This window comes from Rhizobium sp. Root1204 (genome assembly GCF_001424965.1).
Taxonomy (GTDB): Bacteria; Pseudomonadota; Alphaproteobacteria; order Rhizobiales; family Rhizobiaceae; genus Pararhizobium.
In genome coordinates this window covers 113,357-132,200 of record NZ_LMCZ01000008.1, presented here as the reverse complement: position 1 = coordinate 132,200, position 18,844 = coordinate 113,357, and the positions used below count along the sequence as shown (strand labels likewise).

At 60.4% G+C, this 18,844-nt stretch carries 19 protein-coding genes; 9 read left to right on the top strand and 10 right to left on the bottom strand.

Going from position 1 to position 18,844, the window contains the following annotated elements; all coding sequences use genetic code 11:
• Nucleotide 1: 1 nt before the first annotated feature.
• On the top strand, nucleotides 2-934 hold the full coding sequence (locus tag ASC96_RS11085) for an arginase family protein (protein ID WP_162246342.1): 933 nt from the start codon (nucleotides 2-4) through the stop codon (nucleotides 932-934).
• On the opposite strand, the gene ASC96_RS11080 is transcribed toward ASC96_RS11085, so the two are convergent.
• A complete protein-coding gene (locus ASC96_RS11080; RefSeq protein WP_244481985.1) occupies nucleotides 931-1,530 on the bottom strand; it encodes a HutD family protein in 600 nt (199 codons plus the stop codon). The two genes, ASC96_RS11085 and ASC96_RS11080, sit on opposite strands and share 4 nt — an antisense overlap.
• A 57-nt stretch (nucleotides 1,531-1,587) precedes the next feature.
• Between ASC96_RS11080 and ASC96_RS11075 the strand changes: the two genes are divergently transcribed.
• Both ASC96_RS11075 and ASC96_RS11070 read left to right on the top strand, forming a co-directional pair.
• Nucleotides 1,588-1,851 carry a type II toxin-antitoxin system prevent-host-death family antitoxin gene (locus ASC96_RS11075; RefSeq protein WP_060503097.1) on the top strand — a complete coding sequence of 88 codons (264 nt, stop codon included), beginning with the start codon at nucleotides 1,588-1,590 and terminating at the stop codon, nucleotides 1,849-1,851.
• Nucleotides 1,848-2,240, top strand: a complete 393-nt coding sequence (locus ASC96_RS11070; RefSeq protein WP_060503096.1) for a type II toxin-antitoxin system VapC family toxin — start codon at nucleotides 1,848-1,850, stop codon at nucleotides 2,238-2,240. The genes ASC96_RS11075 and ASC96_RS11070 overlap by 4 nt, the downstream gene beginning before the upstream one ends.
• Nucleotides 2,241-2,244: 4 nt before the next feature.
• Here ASC96_RS11070 and hutU read toward each other — a convergent pair whose 3' ends face one another.
• From hutU to hutI, 4 genes are read right to left on the bottom strand one after another with little or no spacing between them, the layout of a single operon-like run.
• Nucleotides 2,245-3,918 (bottom strand): urocanate hydratase, encoded by a 1,674-nt coding sequence (hutU, locus tag ASC96_RS11065; protein ID WP_060503095.1) that lies wholly within the window; start codon nucleotides 3,916-3,918, stop codon nucleotides 2,245-2,247.
• Complete coding sequence (gene hutG / locus ASC96_RS11060) at nucleotides 3,915-4,733, bottom strand: N-formylglutamate deformylase (protein WP_060503094.1); 819 nt, start codon at nucleotides 4,731-4,733, stop codon at nucleotides 3,915-3,917. The genes hutU and hutG overlap by 4 nt, the downstream gene beginning before the upstream one ends.
• A gap of 1 nt (nucleotide 4,734) precedes the next feature.
• Nucleotides 4,735-6,270 carry a histidine ammonia-lyase gene (gene hutH / locus ASC96_RS11055; RefSeq protein WP_060503093.1) on the bottom strand — a complete coding sequence of 512 codons (1,536 nt, stop codon included), beginning with the start codon at nucleotides 6,268-6,270 and terminating at the stop codon, nucleotides 4,735-4,737.
• Between the two features lie 47 nt (nucleotides 6,271-6,317).
• On the bottom strand, nucleotides 6,318-7,568 hold the full coding sequence (gene hutI / locus ASC96_RS11050) for an imidazolonepropionase (RefSeq protein ID WP_060503092.1): 1,251 nt from the start codon (nucleotides 7,566-7,568) through the stop codon (nucleotides 6,318-6,320).
• Between the two features lie 100 nt (nucleotides 7,569-7,668).
• Here hutI and ASC96_RS11045 point away from each other — a divergent pair, with 100 nt between their 5' ends.
• Together ASC96_RS11045 and hutC are read left to right on the top strand one after the other, a co-directional pair.
• Entirely contained in the window at nucleotides 7,669-9,009 is a 1,341-nt protein-coding gene (locus ASC96_RS11045; RefSeq protein ID WP_060503091.1) for a formimidoylglutamate deiminase, read from the top strand.
• Nucleotides 9,010-9,106: 97 nt separating this feature from the next.
• Entirely contained in the window at nucleotides 9,107-9,868 is a 762-nt protein-coding gene (hutC, locus tag ASC96_RS11040) for a histidine utilization repressor (protein ID WP_244481989.1), read from the top strand.
• Between the two features lie 45 nt (nucleotides 9,869-9,913).
• On the opposite strand, the gene ASC96_RS33310 is transcribed toward hutC, so the two are convergent.
• The 5 genes from ASC96_RS33310 to ASC96_RS11020 form a co-directional block, all read right to left on the bottom strand.
• Entirely contained in the window at nucleotides 9,914-10,054 is a 141-nt protein-coding gene (locus ASC96_RS33310) for a hypothetical protein (protein WP_164491962.1), read from the bottom strand.
• Nucleotides 10,055-10,207: 153 nt separating this feature from the next.
• On the bottom strand, nucleotides 10,208-10,780 hold the full coding sequence (locus tag ASC96_RS11035) for a sarcosine oxidase subunit gamma family protein (RefSeq protein WP_060503090.1): 573 nt from the start codon (nucleotides 10,778-10,780) through the stop codon (nucleotides 10,208-10,210).
• Nucleotides 10,773-13,727 (bottom strand): sarcosine oxidase subunit alpha family protein, encoded by a 2,955-nt coding sequence (locus ASC96_RS11030; RefSeq protein ID WP_060503089.1) that lies wholly within the window; start codon nucleotides 13,725-13,727, stop codon nucleotides 10,773-10,775. The genes ASC96_RS11035 and ASC96_RS11030 overlap by 8 nt, the downstream gene beginning before the upstream one ends.
• Nucleotides 13,724-13,996, bottom strand: coding sequence for a sarcosine oxidase subunit delta (locus ASC96_RS11025; protein ID WP_060503088.1), 273 nt, complete (start codon nucleotides 13,994-13,996; stop codon nucleotides 13,724-13,726). Before ASC96_RS11025 ends, ASC96_RS11030 begins: the two co-directional genes overlap by 4 nt.
• A gap of 9 nt (nucleotides 13,997-14,005) precedes the next feature.
• Nucleotides 14,006-15,256, bottom strand: a complete 1,251-nt coding sequence (locus ASC96_RS11020; protein WP_060503164.1) for a sarcosine oxidase subunit beta family protein — start codon at nucleotides 15,254-15,256, stop codon at nucleotides 14,006-14,008.
• A 90-nt stretch (nucleotides 15,257-15,346) separates the two neighbouring features.
• Here ASC96_RS11020 and ASC96_RS11015 point away from each other — a divergent pair, with 90 nt between their 5' ends.
• The 4 genes from ASC96_RS11015 (at nucleotide 15,347) to ASC96_RS11000 (ending at nucleotide 18,838) form a co-directional block, all read left to right on the top strand.
• A complete protein-coding gene (locus ASC96_RS11015) occupies nucleotides 15,347-16,324 on the top strand; it encodes a GlxA family transcriptional regulator (RefSeq protein ID WP_060503087.1) in 978 nt (325 codons plus the stop codon).
• A gap of 75 nt (nucleotides 16,325-16,399) precedes the next feature.
• A complete protein-coding gene (locus ASC96_RS11010; protein ID WP_060503086.1) occupies nucleotides 16,400-17,095 on the top strand; it encodes an XRE family transcriptional regulator in 696 nt (231 codons plus the stop codon).
• A gap of 112 nt (nucleotides 17,096-17,207) precedes the next feature.
• Nucleotides 17,208-18,113 carry a glutamine amidotransferase family protein gene (locus ASC96_RS11005; RefSeq protein WP_060503085.1) on the top strand — a complete coding sequence of 302 codons (906 nt, stop codon included), beginning with the start codon at nucleotides 17,208-17,210 and terminating at the stop codon, nucleotides 18,111-18,113.
• A gap of 38 nt (nucleotides 18,114-18,151) precedes the next feature.
• Nucleotides 18,152-18,838 (top strand): GXGXG domain-containing protein, encoded by a 687-nt coding sequence (locus ASC96_RS11000; protein ID WP_060503163.1) that lies wholly within the window; start codon nucleotides 18,152-18,154, stop codon nucleotides 18,836-18,838.
• Nucleotides 18,839-18,844: the final 6 nt, after the last annotated feature.

Sequence of the window (18,844 nt, the reverse complement as noted above, 5' to 3'; positions counted from 1 at the left end):
CATGACCTACACACTTCAGCCGGTACGAGAGACTTTCTTTAATCTGCCAGCCGCGAGCGACGCCCAAGCGGGATCGGTCGCGATTTTTGGTGCTGTTCATGGAACGGCTTATCCCCGCAGTATTCCCGATAAGCCTGGTATATCAGCGCCGGATGCTGTCCGCAGGGCGATCACTGAAGCGTCCGTGCATGTCGATCATTGGGATTTCGATTTCGATGGGCCTTTGCTGAACGATGGCGCGCTGGATGTCGTGGACCTGGGTGATGTCGTTACGCACTATGATGATAATGCGGGTAATCGCGCCGCGATTGAAGCGGCAACCCGGTACATCCGGGCAGCCGGTGCTATTCCGCTTCTCATCGGTGGCGATGATTCCGCCGCCATCCCCTTCATGCGCGGTTTCTCGGATGCCGAAACGCTGCATATCCTGCAGATCGACGCGCATATCGACTGGCGCGACCGGATCGGCGACGAGCCGCTTGGTTATTCCAGCACGATGCGGCGCGCCTCCGAGCTTCCGTTCGTGCGTTCCATGACCCAGGTCGGTCTTCGCGCTGTCGGCAGTGCGCGCCGCGAAGAAGTCGAGACGGCGAAACGCTGGGGTTCGCGGTTGGTTACGGTGCGTCAGGTTCGGGCAAACGGCGTTGTGGAGATCGCCGACGCCATTCCGCGTGATGGTGCATTGCTCATCCATATCGATGTCGATGCGCTGGACCCGTCGATCTGCCCAGGCGTCAACGCAATGTCACCCGGAGGTCTATGGCTTGAGGAAGTTACCGATCTCATCGCCTCGGCAATGACGGGCCGCACACTCGCTGGCTTTTCGATCGTCGAGTTTCAACCGAAGGCCGATGTCAACGGAATGACCGCGACTGTGGTCGGCCGGTTGATTTGCCATGTGCTAGGCAATCTGGCCCGCAAGAATGGCCGTTAAACGGAGCTGATGCGGACCAGATAAGCTTCAACGGGCATATCCGAACTGATGCGGCAAGGGCCTTCGATGATGGCACAGTCGAGCCGGGTCAGTTCCTCGGCGTGCTCACCGCTGTCGATCCGCAGATTGCCAAGCGACAGAAGCATCGTTACGCCGCCTTCGGCATCGAGAGGATGGTCGCCTTCAAACACGCGCCGCTCAACCTGGTGCGCCCAGCGGTCCCGCCGGGTCATCACGTTGAGATCGACGATCGTGCCAGATACCAGCCGTGCCGAGGTTGCTGTATCGGCCGGAAATGCGAGTGGTTCGGACGCTCGGGTCAATACGACTGGCTTTCGACCGGCAATATCCAGTTCCATACCTTCGCCCTCAAGGATCGACAGGGTGCGGTCTATACCGGCAAACACTGAAAACGGGCCATCGCTGGCAACTGTTGCCATGCTGACCCGCCAGCCGAACGCAGACAGATCGGCTCCCAGCGGGAAAATAGCGATCTCGACGGTCTCACCGCCACCGTTTTTCCACGGCATGCGGCGATGATTGGTGGCCTTCAGCACGTGAAGTTGGCTGGGAAAGGATGTCTGTTCGTCGCGCATTGTAAACCCCTACGGCGTGAACTAAGTTTAGTGGACTAAGTCCGAAGGAAGGCGATGATGGAAACGGTCAATATTCACGAGGCAAAGACGCATTTGTCACGCTTGATGGAGAAAGTGTCGAAGGGCGAGTCCTTCATCATTGCCAAGGCCGGCAAGCCGATTGGAAAGCTCGTGCCACTGGATGAAACCGAAATGCCGAAAAAACGCCGGATCGGTTTCATGAAGGGTGAAATCATCGTGCCTGATAATTTCGATAGGATGATGGCCGATGAAATCGAAGAGATGTTTTACGGCAATCCCGACAAGTTCAAAGATCGATGAGATTTCTCCTCGATACACATATCCTGATCTGGGCGGCGGGCGATATCGATCTGCTGCCAACTGACGTCAGGCTACTCATCGAAGATACGAGCAATGAGCTTCTGTTCAGCCCGGCCAGCATCTGGGAAACAGCGATCAAGCACGGCCTGGCACGTGATGACTTCCGCACCGATCCTTTCGTTCTGCGTTATCGTCTTCTCGAAAATGGATACATCGAATTGCCGATCAACAGCGAACACGCAATCGCAATTGCCGGGTTGCCGTTGCTTCACAAGGACCCCTTCGATCGCATCCTGATTGCTCAGGCGATTATCGAAGGGGTTCCTCTCATATCGGTTGACGATATGGTCCTGCGCTATCCCGGGCTTCCGAAATATCAGCTGACCTAAAACCTCAGTTGCCGAGAATACCCGGCAGTCGCAGGCCCTTTTCCTTGGCGCAGTCGATGGCGATGTCGTAGCCCGCGTCGGCGTGGCGCATGACGCCGGTTGCCGGGTCGTTCCAGAGTACGCGCTCGAGGCGGCGGGCGGCGTCGTCAGAGCCGTCGGCGCAGATGACCACGCCCGAGTGCTGCGAAAAGCCCATGCCGACGCCGCCGCCATGATGCAGCGACACCCAGGTGGCGCCGGATGCGGTGTTGAGCAGCGCGTTCAGGAGCGGCCAGTCGGAAACGGCGTCCGAACCGTCCTTCATCGCTTCCGTTTCGCGGTTCGGCGAGGCAACGGAGCCTGAATCGAGATGGTCGCGGCCGATTACGACCGGAGCCGAAAGCTCGCCATTCTTGACCATTTCATTGAACGCGAGGCCGAGGCGGTGGCGGTCACCGAGGCCGACCCAGCAAATGCGCGCCGGCAGGCCCTGGAAAGCGATGCGCTCGGCGGCCATGTCGAGCCAGTTGTGCAGGTGCTTGTTGCCCGGCGTCAGTTCCTTCACCTTGGCATCGGTCTTGCGGATATCCTCCGGATCACCCGACAGGGCTGCCCAGCGGAACGGGCCGATGCCGCGGCAAAACAGCGGACGGATATAGGCCGGCACAAAACCCGGGAAGGCGAAGGCGTTTTCCAGACCCTCGTCCTTGGCGACCTGGCGGATATTGTTGCCATAGTCGAAGGTCGGGATACCCATGTCCTGGAAGGCGATCATTGCTTCGACATGTTCGCGCATCGAGGCGCGGGCAGCCTTTTCGACGGCCTTCGGATCGCTTTCGCGCTTTTCCTTCCACTCTCCCATCGTCCAGCCCTTTGGCAGATAGCCGTTGACCGGATCGTGAGCCGAGGTCTGGTCGGTGACCATGTCGGGACGGATGCCGCGGCGGACCATTTCCGGTAGGATTTCGGCGGTGTTGCCAAGCAAGCCGACGGACTTCACTTCGCCGTTCTTGGTCCAGCGATTGATCATCTCCATCGCTTCATCGAGCGTTTCGGCTTTTTCGTCGACATAGCGGGTGCGCAGGCGGAAATCGATCGAATCCGGGTTGCATTCGATAGCAAGGCAGCAGGCACCAGCCATGACGGCGGCGAGCGGCTGGGCGCCACCCATGCCGCCGAGACCACCCGTCAGCACCCATTTTCCCTTGAGATTGTCGCCGTAATGCTGGCGGCCGGCCTCGACGAAGGTTTCGTAGGTACCCTGAACGATGCCCTGCGTGCCGATATAGATCCACGAGCCGGCTGTCATCTGGCCGTACATGGCGAGACCCTTCTTATCCAGCTCGTTGAAGTGATCCCAGGTTGCCCAATGCGGCACCAGGTTGGAGTTGGCGATCAGGACGCGCGGCGCATCCTTGTGGGTACGGAACACGCCGACCGGCTTGCCCGATTGTACCATCAGGGTTTCGTCTTCGTTGAGATCGCTCAGCGTTTCGACGATCTTGTCGAAATCCGCCCAGGTGCGTGCGGCGCGGCCGATGCCGCCATAGACAACCAGTTCATGCGGGTTCTCGGCGACTTCCGGGTCGAGATTGTTCATCAGCATGCGAAGCGGTGCTTCGGTCATCCAGGATTTTGCCGTCAGTTCGGTGCCACGGGCGGCGCGGACGTCGCGGATATTGTGACGAGGATTGGTCATTTTGTTCCCCTTTTGGTGTGTGCCAATGTCAGCGCCGTTGTTTCGATGCGCGTGAGAATCTCTTTGAGGTGAATGCGAAGCTTGGCTGCCTTGGTCTTGTCATAGGCAAAGGGCGGGGCTTCGGTGCTCAGATGCGTCGACTGTGCCAACTCCATCTGGATCGTGTGAACGCCGTTTTCCTGATCACTATAATGACGGGTCGTCCATCCGCCCTTGAAGCGGCCGTTGAGGATGCTGGTATAGCCGTCGGCGTTCAGAACGACATCGACAGTAGCATCCTGAATGGCCGGATCGCAGGTCTTGCTCATATCGGTGCCGACGTTGAAATCGGGCAATGTGCCTTCAAACAGGAACGGGATATCCGACCGGATCGAATGGCAGTCATAGAGCACGGCGATGCCGTGGATCGCCTTCACCCGCTCGATCTCGGCCAAGAGTGCCGCATGATAGGGCGCGTGGAAATCGGTGAGGCGGGCGGCGATATCGGCTTCGGCCGGCTCTTCGCCGTCCTTCCAAATCGGAACGCCATCGAAATCCGTTTCGGGAACGAGACCGGTGGTGTTCTGGCCGGGATAGAGGCTGACGCCTTCCGGATCGCGATTGGCGTCAATAACGTAGCGATGAAAGGTGGCCCGCACCGTCGTCACATCCGGCAGCAGACCATCATAGAGATGGTGAATATGCCAATCGGTATCGGTCAGCAACCTTCCGGTATCGTTCAGCCGCTCCCAGATGGCCGGCGGAACATCAGTGCCGGTGTGAGGGAAACCGAGAATGATCGGTGATGTGCCCTGTTTGACTTCGAAGACGCTCACGTCAGGCCCCCAGAACCGGAAGAATGCCGGTAGATACCGCGGCGTTCAGTGCGCCCGTGGCAATGAGGTCGCTGGCTGCCTTGAGGTCGGTTGCCATGTAGCGATCGACGTCCAGCGTCGGGACAACCTTGCGGATTGCCCCGATGGCGTCGGTCAGTTCCGGGCTGGTGACGAGGGGGGCACGGAAGTCGATGCCCTGTGCGGCGGTCAGTGCCTCGATGCCGATGATGGCGAAAAGGTTGTCGGTCATTTGTAGCAGGCGGCGGGCACCGTGGCAGGCCATGGAGACATGGTCTTCCTGGTTGGCCGAGGTCGGCGTCGAATCGACCGAGGCCGGATGCGACATCTGCTTGTTTTCAGACATCAGGGCTGCCGAGGTGACTTCGGCAATCATCAGGCCGGAATTGAGGCCTGGCTTCTTGGCGAGGAACGCCGGCAGGCCGTAGGAGAGGGCGGGATCGACCAGAAGGGCGATGCGGCGCTGCGAAATGGCGCCGATTTCGCAGATGGCAAGGGCGATCTGGTCGGCGGCGAAGGCGACCGGCTCGGCATGGAAGTTGCCGCCGGAAACGACGGAATTGTCCGAGAGTACCAGCGGATTGTCGGTGACGGCGTTGGCTTCGATTTCGAGCGTGCGGGCAACCGAGCGCAGGAGATCAAGGCAAGCGCCGTCGACCTGCGGCTGGCAGCGGATGCAATAGGGATCCTGTACGCGCTCATCGCCTTCGATATGGCTTTCGCGGATGACCGAGCCCTTGAGCAGGCCGCGCAGGGCCGCAGCGGCGTCGATCTGGCCTTTGTGGCCGCGCAGCGTATGGATATCCGGATGGAACGGTGCCGACGAGCCCATGGCGGCGTCGGTGGAAAGTGCACCGGTGATCAAAGCGGACTGGGCGGCGCGATGGGCGCGGAACAGGCCGGCGAGCGCCAGTGCTGTCGACGTCTGGGTGCCGTTGATCAGCGCCAGACCTTCCTTGGCGGCAAGGACGACCGGCGTCAGGCCGGCACGCTCAAGCGCGGTGCGGCCGTCCAGTTGTTCGCCGTTGAAGAAGGCTTCGCCTTCGCCCATCATCACCGCTGCCATATGGGCGAGTGGCGCCAGATCGCCGGAAGCGCCGACGGAGCCCTTTTCCGGGATGACCGGGATGACGCCCTTTTCGAGCATGCCTTCGATCAGCCGGACGAGTTCGAGCCGGACGCCAGACGCGCCGCGGCCGAGCGAAACGAGCTTCAGCGCCATAATCAGGCGGACGACGTTTTCAGCCAGCGGCTGACCGACACCGCAGCAATGCGACAGGATCAGATTGCGCTGCAGGGTGGCGACATCGGCGGCATCGATCTTGATCGATGCGAGTTTACCGAAGCCGGTATTGATACCGTAGACCGGCGCGTTGCCAGCGGCGATCTCGGCGATGCGGGCGGCGGCCTTCTCGATGCCCTTGTCGAAGGATGGATCGAGACGGGCGGGTTCGCCGGTCCAGTAGATGGTTTCGAGGGTCGAAAGCGGGACGGAGCCCGGTTGCAGAATAAGGGTCATGTGCAGTCCTCACCAATGCACGGGTCTCCCAACCGCGTGCTTTAAAATCAATGTCCGTTGCGGACGCGCGCATGCAGCGGGTTGAAGCCCATGCGATAGACGAGTTCGGCCGGTCGCTCGATATTCCAGATGGCAAAATCGGCCCATTTTCCGGGTTCCAGCGTCCCCACTTCGTCGACGAGGCCGAGCGCTCTTGCTGCTTCGCGGGTCACGCCGGCGATGCACTCGGTGACTGTCATGCCAAACAATGTTGCCGCCATGTTCATCGTCAAAAGCAGCGAGGTCAGCGGCGAGGTGCCGGGATTGTTATCGGTGGCGATTGCCATGGCGACGCCCGCTTTGCGGAAAAGATCAATTGGCGGCTTCTTGGTTTCGCGGATAAAGTAGTACGCGCCGGGCAGAATGACAGCGACGGTGCCGCTTTTTGCCATCGCCTCTGCGCCAGCTTCATCGGTGTATTCAAGATGATCGGCCGACAGCGCACCATACTCGGCCGCAAGTGCTGCGCCATGCAGGTTGGAGAGCTGATCGGCGTGCAGCTTGACCGGCAGGCCGTGGGCCTTGGCTGCATCGAAGACCAGCCGCATCTCATCGGTCGAGAAGGCGATGCCTTCGCAGAAGCCATCGACCGCATCGGCCAGACCCTCGGCTGCAATGGCCGGCAGCATTTCGCCAACGACCTTGGCCACGTAACCGGCCTTGTCGCCCTTGAATTCCGGCGGCAACGCATGTGCACCAAGAAAGGTGGTGCGAACAGCCACGTCGCGTTCTTCACCAAGACGGCGCGCGGCGCGTAGCGCCTTGGCTTCGTTTTCGAGATCGAGACCGTAGCCGGATTTGATTTCGACGGTGGTCACACCTTCAGCCATCAAGGCGTCGAGACGGGGAAGCGACTGGGCGACAAGCTCATCTTCGCTCGCTTTACGTAGCGACCGGACCGAGGACACGATGCCGCCACCGGCACGGGCGACTTCTTCATAGGTTGCGCCTGCAAGCCGCATCTCGAATTCGTTGGCGCGGTCACCGGCGTGAACCAGATGTGTGTGGCAGTCGATCAGGCCCGGTGTAATCCAGCGGCCGCCACAATCGATGATCTCGGCGGCGTTTTCGATCGGGAAAGGCAGTTCTGCCGCGTTGCCGGCAAAAAGGATGCGGCCGTCCTGAACCGCAATGACGCCGTCTTCGACAAGGCCAAGGCCCGGCAAGGAAGGGTTGAGCGTCGCAAGCCGTGCGTTTCGCCAGAGGCGATCACAGGTGGTTGGCCGGGGGCTGTCTGGCGGCGATTTTATGGAAGACATCGTTTTCTAGCCTTTCCTTTTCGTGTCATTATGTATAGACATAAAGAAAATGAGCGCAAGTGGTTTTTTTTGAACAACGCAGTCAGGAAGGGATGAGGCCTTGGCCAGCATTCATGCGAAATCGGCTTTGACGCCGTCGGGATGGCAGAAGGATGTACGGCTGACGATCGAGGGCGGCCAGATTGCTACGATCGAGGCGGACACCGCGGTGCGAACGGGTGATGAGCGGCACGATATCCTGGTACCCGGCATGCCGAACCTGCACAGCCACGCTTTCCAGCGCGGCATGGCGGGCCTCGCTGAAACTCGTGGCCCCGGCGCCGACAGCTTCTGGAGCTGGCGCAATGTCATGTACCGGTTTGCGCTGACGATGACGCCGGATCATGCTGAAGCGGTTGCCAGTCAGCTCTATATGGAAATGCTGGAAGCGGGCTTCTCGCGCGTCGGCGAGTTCCATTATCTGCATCATGATATCGATGGGCATGCCTATGCCGACATTTCCGAAATGGCGCAACGGATCGCTGCGGCGGCCTCATGGACAGGAATTGGCCTCACGCTGCTTCCGGTTTTCTATGCCCATTCGACCTTTGGCGGCGCAGCACCGAATGAAGGTCAGCGCCGGTTCATCAATACGGTCGAGAGCTTCGAGCGGTTGCTCGATGGCTGCCGTTCCGCCGTCAAGGGATTGCCGGATGGCCGGGTCGGTGTCGCGCCGCATTCGCTGCGGGCCGTGACGCCAGATGAGCTTTCGGCCGTTGTGGCGATGGCGAAAGATGGTCCGATCCATATTCACGTGGCTGAACAGGTCAAGGAAGTCGAGGACTGCATCGCATGGTCCGGTGCGCGGCCGGTCGAATGGTTGCTCGACAATGCCGGGCTCGATGGCCGCTGGTGCCTGATCCATGCCACTCACATGACCGACGACGAGACCCGCCGGATGGCTAAGAGCAAGGCGATTGCCGGCCTTTGCCCGATCACGGAGGCCAATCTCGGCGACGGCACCTTCAATGCGGTCGTGTTCGGTGAGGCGGGCGGCAAATTCGGCATCGGTTCGGATTCAAACGTGCTGATCGGCCTGCCGGACGAACTGCGCCAGCTGGAATATTCGCAGCGTCTGGCGCATCGCTCCCGCAATGTTCTGGCGGCCCCCGGCCAGTCGACCGGCCGTGCCTTGTTTGATGGTGGTGTCGACGGTGGTGGGATTGCGCTGGCCGGGAAGGCCGGGATCGCTACCGGCAATGCCGCGGATTTCGTCAGCCTGCGGGCGCCGGATGGCGATCTCACGGAGGATGCGGCTCTGGATTCCTGGCTGTTTGCCAACGGCACGAAACCTGAAACTGTCTGGGTGGCAGGCCGGAAGCAGGTCGAAGGCGGGCGTCACCACAAGCGGGATGAAATATCGGCGAAATTCCGTGCCGCCATGCGTGAACTGTTGGCCTGAGCGGCGGGGTTCGCTACCACGTCTTTCCAGGCAAGCGGCGATACACAGTTTCTGCTAGTACCGAACCGGATGTGCGGAAGGTGAGACCTTGGTGAAATTGCAGGATATCGATCAGGCTGTTGATGGGCCGCTTGCCGAAAGTGCAGGCGACCTGTCTCTGCATCAGCGTATCCTCGGCGATATCGAGGATCGCATTCTCTCGGGTGAATGGCAGCCGGGCTTCCGCATTCCGTTCGAAGTGGATCTGGCCGAGCAATACAAATGTTCGCGGATGACCGTGAACAAGGCGCTGACGCAGCTGGCAAAGACCGGCTTGATCGAGCGGCGGCGTAAGTCGGGGAGTTATGTCACCCAGCCACGGGCGCAATCGGCCGTATTGGAAATTCGCGACATCAAGCTGGAGGTCCAGTCGCTTGGGCTAGCCTATGACTACCGGTTGCTGAGCAAGACCCGGCGCCGCAGCACGGCTGACGATAAAAACAGGCTCGACCTCGATGCCACGGCTTCGATTCTGGAGATAAACTGTACGCATTTCGGAGGCGCGAGGCCATTTTGCTTCGAGCAGCGCCTGATCAATCTGACGGCGGTACCGGATGCGGCGGCGGAGAGCTTTGAGGTTGAAGCTCCGGGGCCGTGGCTCCTGAACCGTGTCCCCTGGAGTGCGGCCGAACATACGATCCGGGCCATCGCGGCCGATGAGACGATTGCGGCGGCCTTGGCAATCCCCAGTGGAACACCGTGTTTGACGGTCGAGCGGCGGACATGGAGCAACGGCTCCTATGTCACCCACGTACGCCTCATCTATCCGGGCGAACGCCACGCGCTGATTGCCAACTTTACGCCATCGCAGCCGAAATAGAAAAGGGCGGCGCCAGATCGCCAGCGCCGCCCTTATCAATCATCCTTACTTCTTCGGCTTTGCGCCAGAGAGCTTGGGTACTTCCTTGGATGTCGTTGCGGCGAAAGGGGTGGCTGCCTTGGCTGCAACCTTGTCCTTCTTCGGCTTCCTGACTTCCTTGTTGCTTTTTACTTGTCCTTTGGCCATGGCGCTATCCTCCTGCAAAAATCAAAATCCGCGAATGGAATGCACGGCAGGCCGCCTGCGTCTCACTTCACGAACACGACAAGCATGGACGATGCTTTGCGCTGAGACAATCGGAAAATTGGACGGAAAGTGCTGCTTTACGAGACAGTTGCTCTAACGTGCCGTTTTTGCATCCACGCCGAATTCAAGGCCCATCTCGATGAGTTCATCCCAGAGGCTTTCGGCGAAGCCGCGCAGCACAAGAAGCTCGAAGCTTTCCGGTCCCGTCCGGGAAATGAGTGCCGAAATATGACCGATCAGGGTCATTGCCGAATGGCCAACCGGGAAATTCGACACGGCGAGATCGACCGCTGTTCCCTTGGCAAGCACCGCCTCCACCGGCGTGCCACTGATGCCGATCCGGACGCGACCGTGGCCTTGATCGGAAATGGACGCCTTGCCATCCAGGACCGGTGTCTTGCCGAAAATCTCCGCCGCCGAAAGAGGCGCGTCACCGATGACGAACCATTGTCCAGGACCATACGGGCGCACGGCATACGTGCTGCCGTCGCCAATCCGGGGAATGAGCCCTGTCAGATCACCGCTGCCGCGCGTGGCCAGAACATGCAGAACATGTCCTTCCGGCAAGGCTGTCATCGTAATCCGCCCGTTGGAGGATGGTGCGCCAAACGAGCCGGACTTGGCGTTGGCGAGGGCAGGGCGATGGAGGAGCGCAAAATCAGCCATGGAGCTTTCCGTTTTCCGGATCAAAGAAAACCGGGCTGCACAGCACGGCCTTGGTGTATTCGTTTTTGAGGTCGTTCCAGACGGTGACATGTTCGCCGTGACGCGTGGGGCCATGTTTGACCAGAGCCAGGCCGATGGTCGAGCCAAGATTCGGCGAGTAGCAGCTGGAGGAAACATAACCCTGATCGTTGTCGAGCGACGGAACGGCGCCGTCCGACAGGATATGGGAGCCCGTCTTGAAGGTTGTCGCCGGATCGAGCGGCTTGACGCCGACGAGCGAGAGCCGGTCATCCGCGGTCATGCCTTCGCGTGACAGCATCGCCTTGCCGATGAAGTCCGGCTTGGTTGTGGAGACCATCTTGGCAAAGCCGAGATCGGAGGGAATGACGGTGCCGTTGATTTCGGAATGGGTGACATGGCCCTTCTCTATGCGCATGACGCCGAGTGCCTCGACCCCATAGGGGCAGATGCCGTGCGGCGCGCCTGCTTCCATGATGGCATCGGCGACCGCTTCGCCATAGCCGGCAGGAACCGCCAGTTCGTAGGCCAGTTCGCCGGAGAAGGAAATGCGGAACAGGCGGCCGGTCAGCTTGCCGCCGCAGAGTGACACCTCCTTGGCGCCTAGGAATGGGAAGGCTGCATCGGAAATATCCTCATCCACCAGTGTCTGCAGGATCAGGCGAGACTTTGGCCCGGCAACGGCAATCTGCGCCCATTGATCGGTCGAAGACGAGAACTGGACGTCGAGATCGGGCCATAGCGCCTGGGCGCAGAATTCCAGATGGTTCATGACTCCGGCCGCATAGGCCGTGGTCGTCGTCATGAAGAAATGGGTTTCGCTCAGCCGGCTGGTCGTGCCGTCGTCGTAGATCATGCCATCCTCGCGCAACATCAGGCCGTAACGCGCCTTGCTGACCGGCAGCTTAAGGAAAGCGTTGCAATAGACCCGATTGAGGAATTCTGCTGCGTCCTTGCCGAAGATTTCGATTTTGCCGAGGGTCGAGACATCGCAGATGCCCGCATTCTTACGAACATTCAGCACTTCGCGATCGACGCTCTCGCGCCAAGTCGTTTCGCCTGATTTCGGGAACCAGGAGGAGCGATACCAGAGGCCGGTTTCGACGAAGACCGCGCCGTTCTTTTTGGCCCAATCGTGCAGTGGCGATTTGCGCACCGGCTGGAAGTGCTTGCCCTTGGAAGCGCCGGTCAGCGCACCGAAGGAGAGCGGCGTATAGAAAGGGCGGAAGGTCGTCGTGCCGACATCGGCGGGCGATACCTTGCGCGCTTCGGCGAGAATGCCGATGGCGTTGATGTTCGACAGCTTGCCCTGATCGGTCGCCATGCCGTTGGTGGTGTAGCGCTTGGCAAGCTCGACATGGCCATAGCCTTCGTTGACGGCCAGGCCGAGATCCTTGAGGTGGACGTCGTTCTGGTAATCGACGAATGCCTTGCCCTTCGATCCGTGGATGCGCCAGAGCGGTTTCGAAATGGTTGCCGTGTCGGCTGCCGCGGCGAAAGCGGCCGTTGCATTCGAGAAGCCGAGTGTCTGCAGGACAGACACCGCTTTACCGGCGCCGTCTGCAAGGCAGGCTTCGACACTGCCGATGCCTGCGGCGGCCCCGGCGATGGTCAGGCCCTCCTGCTTCTCCGGTGCAAGAAATGCGGCTTTGGCATCCGACCAGACCGGCTTTGCACCGCGATGGCAGGCAAGATGGATGATGGGGCTCCAGCCGCCGGACATGCCGAGCGCGTCTGCCTCGATGGTTTCGGTCCGGCCGTTGTTGAGGACGGTCACGTCCTTGAGGTTCTTGCCGCCATTGGCATCGACCACAGTGCCTGCGAGAATACGTGCCTTGCCGGACCAGGTGCGTGCCGCATCCGGGCGGCTATCGACAATGGCCGCGACATCGAGGCCGGCCGCTTCCAGATCGGCAGCGGTCGCGTAACCGGAGGCATCGTTGGTAAAGAGGACCGTGCTTTTTCCGGGTGCGATGGCTTGGCGATTGAGATAGGAGCGCATAGCGCCCGCCATCATGACGCCGGGAATATCGTTGCCGCCGAATACTAGCGGCCGTTCTTCAGCGCCGGAGGCGAGGATTGCCTCTCTGGCGGCGATACGCCAGATGCGCTCGACTGGCCGGTTCGGGTCCACCGTGGCCGTGTTTTTCTGCACGCTTTCGACGGCGCCGAAGACATTGCCATCGTACCAGCCAAACACGGTCGTGCGGGAGAAAATACGGACATTGGGCAGGTCCGCCAGTTCGGCAAGCGTCTTTGTCAGCAGATCGGTCGCAGATTTTCCGCCGACCGGCGCCGTTTCGGAAAGCAGCGAACCGCCCGGCTCAAAACCTTCGTCGGCAAGGATGACGCGGGCACCGGCGCGGCCAGCCGTCAGCGCAGCGGCCAACCCCGCAGGGCCGGCGCCAATGACCAGTAGGTCGCAATGCGCCCAGCATTTTTCGTAGGTGTCGGGATCGGGCTGATAGGTGGCGCGGCCAAGGCCCGCGGCCTTGCGGATGATCGGCTCATAGACCTTTTCCCAGAACGCTGCCGGCCACATGAAGGTCTTGTAATAGAACCCGGCACCGAGGAAGGGCGAGAGCAGGCTGTTGACGGCGCCAAGATCGAAATCGACCGAAGGCCAGCGGTTCTGGCTTTTCGCCGTCAGGCCGCGATAGAGCTCGACGAGCGTGGCGCGGGTATTGGCTTCGGTGCGTCCGCCTTCGCCGATCGTCACCAGGGCATTCGGCTCGGCGGCACCCGCGGTCAGGATACCGCGTGGACGGTGATACTTGAAGCTGCGGCCAACGAGCTGGCGGCCATTGGCCAGCAACGCCGAGGCCAGCGTGTCACCAGCAAAACCCTGCATCGGTTTGCCGTCGAAGGTGAAATCGAGTGGCTTGGCGCGGTCGATGCGGCCGCCTTTGGGGAGACGATAGGAACTCATGCGGTCTCTCCCGGAGCACTGGCATCGGTAATGGCATAGACAATGTGGGTCATCGTATCGCGCTCGACCACAAGCCAGCGGCGGCAGCCGGAGGTGTGATGCCAATATTCCTTGTGACGGCCGCGCGGATTGTCGCGCAGGTAGACATAGGCATACCAGGCATCCTCGCCGGCATCGGGTGCCGGGCGGACGATTGCGGCGTCACCCTTGACGGTGAATTCTTCCTTGGGGCGCGGCCCGCAATGGGGGCAGGCGATCAGGCTGGCCATGTGAAGTCCTCAATGCAGATTGGGTTGCGAGCCGACGCCCTTTTCATCGATCATCCGGCCGCGTGCGAACCGGTCGAGCCGGAAGGCGCGTCCTGTTTCATGCGGCTCGTTCCTGGCGATCAGATGGGCGTAGCAGAAGCCGGAGGCGGGCGTGGCCTTAAAGCCGCCGTAACACCAGCCGGCGTTCAGATAGAGATTGTCGATATGCGTGCGGTCGATGATCGGCGAGCCGTCCATGCTCATGTCCATCACGCCACCCCAGGAGCGCAGAACCCGGACACGCGACAGGGCCGGGATCATCGCAACACCGGCTTCGGCGACATGTTCCACTGTCGCGAGATTGCCGCGCTGGGCATAGGAATTGTAGCCATCGATATCGCCACCGAAGACCAGGCCGCCTTTGTCAGACTGGGAGACGTAGAAATGCCCCGCACCGAAGGTGACGACATTGTCGATAAAGGGCTTCAGCCCTTCCGAGACGAAGGCCTGCAGCACGTGGCTTTCGATCGGTAGCTTCATGTCGACCATATCAGCGACGGTGGTGGAGTTGCCGGCGGCAGCCAACGCCAGCTTGCCGCAACCGATAAAGCCCTGACTGGTCTCGACGCCCACGACGCGGCCGTTTTCGCGGCGGATGCCGGTGACTTCGCAATTCTGGATAATATCGACGCCGCGCATATCAGCGCCACGGGCATAGCCCCAGGCAACGGCGTCATGGCGCACGGTGCCGCCGCGCTTCTGCATCAAGGCACCCTGGATCGGGAAGCGGGCATTGTCGAAATCGAGGAAGGGCAGCATCTGGCGCACGGCGTTTCGATCGAGCAGGTCGGCATCGACGCCGTGCAGCCGCATCGCATTACCGCGCCGCGTATAGGCATCGCGCTGGGCGTCGGAATGATAAAGGTTCAGCACGCCGCGCTGCGAGACCATGGCGTTGAAATTGAAATCCTGCTCCAGCCCCTCCCAGAGCTTCATCGACAGTTCGTAAAACGGGTTGTTGCCCTGCAGCAGATAGTTGGAGCGGATGATCGTGGTGTTGCGGCCGACATTGCCGGAGCCGATATAGCCTTTTTCCAGCACGGCCACATTGGTGACGCCGAACTCCTTGGCGAGGTAATAGGCCGTCGCAAGGCCATGTCCGCCACCGCCGATGATAACAACGTCATAATGGTTCTTCGGAACCGGACTGCGCCATGCTGGCCTCCAGCCTTTGTTGCCGCGCAGGGCATTCAGAAAAACGGAAAAGGCAGAGTAGCGCATGGCAAATGAATCCCGGTGAACCGCGCCGATCATGACAGGATTGCATTTGGGTACTTGCAGTAAAGAGACGTTTTCAGTCATAATTCGGACATGGCACCAGATGACCTGAAAAACGTTCAAAAGGTCGGCTTTATCCTCGTTCCGGGATTTGCCCTGATGTCCTATGCCTCGGCGGTCGAGCCGCTGCGTGCCGCAAACCTTTTGGCCGGCCGGGATATTTATGCGCTTTCGGCGCATGTTGCTGAAGGCAGCGCCGGCATGACCTCATCGGGCATTCCGGTTCCTGCAACGCTCCTGCCGTCACGGGGTTCGGGTTTCCATACTGTCTTTGTCTGCGCGGGCGGTACACCGGTTGACTGGGATGTGCCACCGGTGCTGGCCTGCCTGCGCCAGCTTGCCCGCGACGGCGTGCGCATCGGCGGGATTTCCGGCGGTCCATACCTGATGGCAGAAGCCGGCTTGCTGGAGGATCGGGATTTTACGATCCACTGGGAGCATGCCCCCGCATTGATGGAGGCCTTTCCGGCGCTTGCGCCACGTCAGGCGCGGTATGTGCTTGACGGCAACCGTATCACCTGCGGCGGCGGCGTAGCGCCGCTCGACATGATGCATGCACTCATCGCGGAGCGCATGGGATCGGATTTCGCCCGCCGGGTCAGCGACTGGTATCTGCACACCCACGTGGAAAGCTCCGGCGCGCCGCAGCGGGCATCGCTGGCAGAGCGCTACCGTGTCAATCACCCGGGTTTGCTCGCAGTGCTTGAAAAGATGGAAGCGACAATCGAGGCCCCGCTCGATCGCCAGACCATGGCGGCTTTGGCGGGCCTGTCGCCGCGTCATCTTGACCGGTTGTTCTCGAGCCAGATGGGATCGTCCTTTCTTCTGGAATACCGCAAGCTACGGCTCGATCATGCCCGCCGCCTGCTGCAACAGAGCCCGCTTTCGATCTCGGAAATCGCTTTTGCGACCGGATTTTCCAGCGCCGGTCATTTTTCCCGCAGCTACCGCGCCGCGTTCGGCGAGCCACCGCGATCCCAGAGGCAAATTAGTGGTACCGCAGTCCGTTGAGCGATATTCTTCCGGGTTGAGAAAATTTCACTCTCAGGATAGATTGATTGACTTGCAAGCAGGGGGCGAAACCGCATGGCGAAAAAGCAGCCAGTCACCGATATTGGCCGGATCACAGACGACGAGCATCCGGCTCTGAAGGCTGCTTTTCTGCAGGATCCGCACGCGCTGCGTGAGCCGAAGGAAAACAACCTCGAAATCGCGATCGGCCACGAGGTTCGCGCTTTCCGCAAGAAACTCGGCATCACCGTGACCGACCTTGCGACCGCCACCGGCATTTCGCTTGGCATGCTGTCGAAGATCGAGAATGGCAATATCTCGCCGTCGCTGACTACGCTGCAATCTCTTTCGCGGGCGCTTGGCGTCCCGGTCACCGCTTTCTTCCGCCGTTATGAGGAACCGCGCAACGCGGTGTTCGTCAAGGCCGGCGAAGGTGTCGAACTGGAGCGCCGGGGTACGCGGGCGGGGCATCAGTACAATCTGCTCGGTCATATCGACAACAACACAGCCGGCGTAGTGGTCGAGCCCTATCTGATCACGCTGACGGCAGATTCCGATACGTTCCCGGCTTTCCAGCATGAAGGCATGGAGTTTCTCTACATGCTGGTCGGTGAAGTGGTCTATCGCCATGGCGACCGGCTTTTTACCATGCAGCCCGGCGATAGCTTGTTTTTCGACGCCGACGCCCGCCACGGGCCGGAGGAGCTGGTGAAGTTGCCGATCCGCTATCTGTCGATCATTTCCTATCCGCAGACGCGCAGCAATATCTAAGCCTTTCATACTCAAAAATATTGCCTGATAAGAAAATAACTTTCTTCTCAGTTGAAATTCAAAACGGCAGCTGATATCCATCTTTTCATCAACGAAACGAAGGATTGTCCCCATGTGCGGAATTGTCGGATTGTTTTTGAAGGACAAGAGTCTGGAGCCGCAATTGGGTGCCATGCTGTCCGATATGCTGGTCACCATGACCGACCGCGGACCGGATAGCGCGGGCATCGCCATTTACGGATCGCCCTCCAAGGGCCGGGCCAAAATCACTGTTCAATCATCGGACCCGAAGCAGGATTTCGCCGGTCTCGAGGCGCTGCTGAAGCCTGTCGATTCAAGTGTATCGGTAGAGCTGAAAAGCACCCATGCGGTCATCGAAACCGACGCAGACAAGGCTTCGGCCGTGCGCGATCTGCTTTCCCAGGAACGGACCGGTATCCGTGTCATGGGCTCGGGCGACAGCGTCGAGATCTACAAGGAAGTTGGCCTGCCGAAGGACGTCGTTTCCCGCTTCGGCATTCGCCAGATGGGCGGCACGCACGGGATCGGCCACACCCGCATGGCAACGGAATCGGCTGTGACCACGCTCGGCGCGCATCCGTTTTCGACCGGCGCCGATCAGTGCCTGGTGCATAACGGTTCGCTTTCCAATCACAACAACCTGCGCCGCGAGCTGGTGCGCGAAGGCATGACCTTCGAGACCCAGAACGACACGGAAGTCGCTGCGGCCTACCTGACGGCGGAAATGGCCAAGGGCAAGGATCTGGGGCAGGCGCTGACCAGTGCGCTTGATGACCTCGACGGGTTCTTCACCTTCGTTGTCGGCACCAAGTCCGGCTTCGGCGTGGTGCGCGACCCGATCGCCTGCAAACCGGCCGTGATGGCGGAAACCGACCAGTACATTGCTTTCGGTTCCGAATATCGGGCGCTCGTCAACCTGCCGGGTATTGAAGACGCCCGTGTCTGGGAGCCGGAACCCGCCACCGTTTACTTCTGGGATCATGAGAAGGCGGCGTAAACATGGACCTCAGCGTTAAACGAGAAAGTCTGGAAACGATGCGCGTATTCGACCTTGCCAAAATGCCGTTGCGCGACCTGAACAGCGCCCTGCATGCGATTGCCCCCGGCACTAATGATACGAACTTCGAAGTCGTCAACCCGCGCGGCAGCCATGCCGTCGCAGTCGGCATCGATCAGCCGGTGACGGTCGAGGTTCGAGGTAGCGTTGGTTACTATTGTGCCGGCATGAACGACGGCGGTTCTGTCACTGTTCACGGTTCAGCAGGCCCGGGTGTTGCTGAGAACATGATGTCGGGCACGGTTGTCATCGAAGGCGATGCCAGCCAGTATGCCGGGGCGACAGGCCGCGGCGGTCTGCTGGTCATCAAGGGCAATGCAGCATCGCGCTGCGGTATCTCGATGAAGGGCATCGATATCGTCGTCCAGGGCAATATCGGCCATATGTCGGCGTTCATGGGCCAGTCCGGTCATCTGGTGGTGCTCGGCAATGCGGGTGATGCGCTGGGAGATTCGCTCTATGAGGCCAAGCTGTTCGTGCGCGGTGAGGTCAAGAGCCTTGGCGCCGACTGCATTCAGAAGGAGCTGCGCCCCGAGCATATCGAGAAGCTTGCTGAGCTGCTGGACAAGGCAGGCATTACCGACGTCAAGCCGCAGGAGTTCAAGCGCTATGGCTCCGCCCGTACGCTCTACAATTTCAACATCGATAACGCTGACGCGTACTAAGGCAGG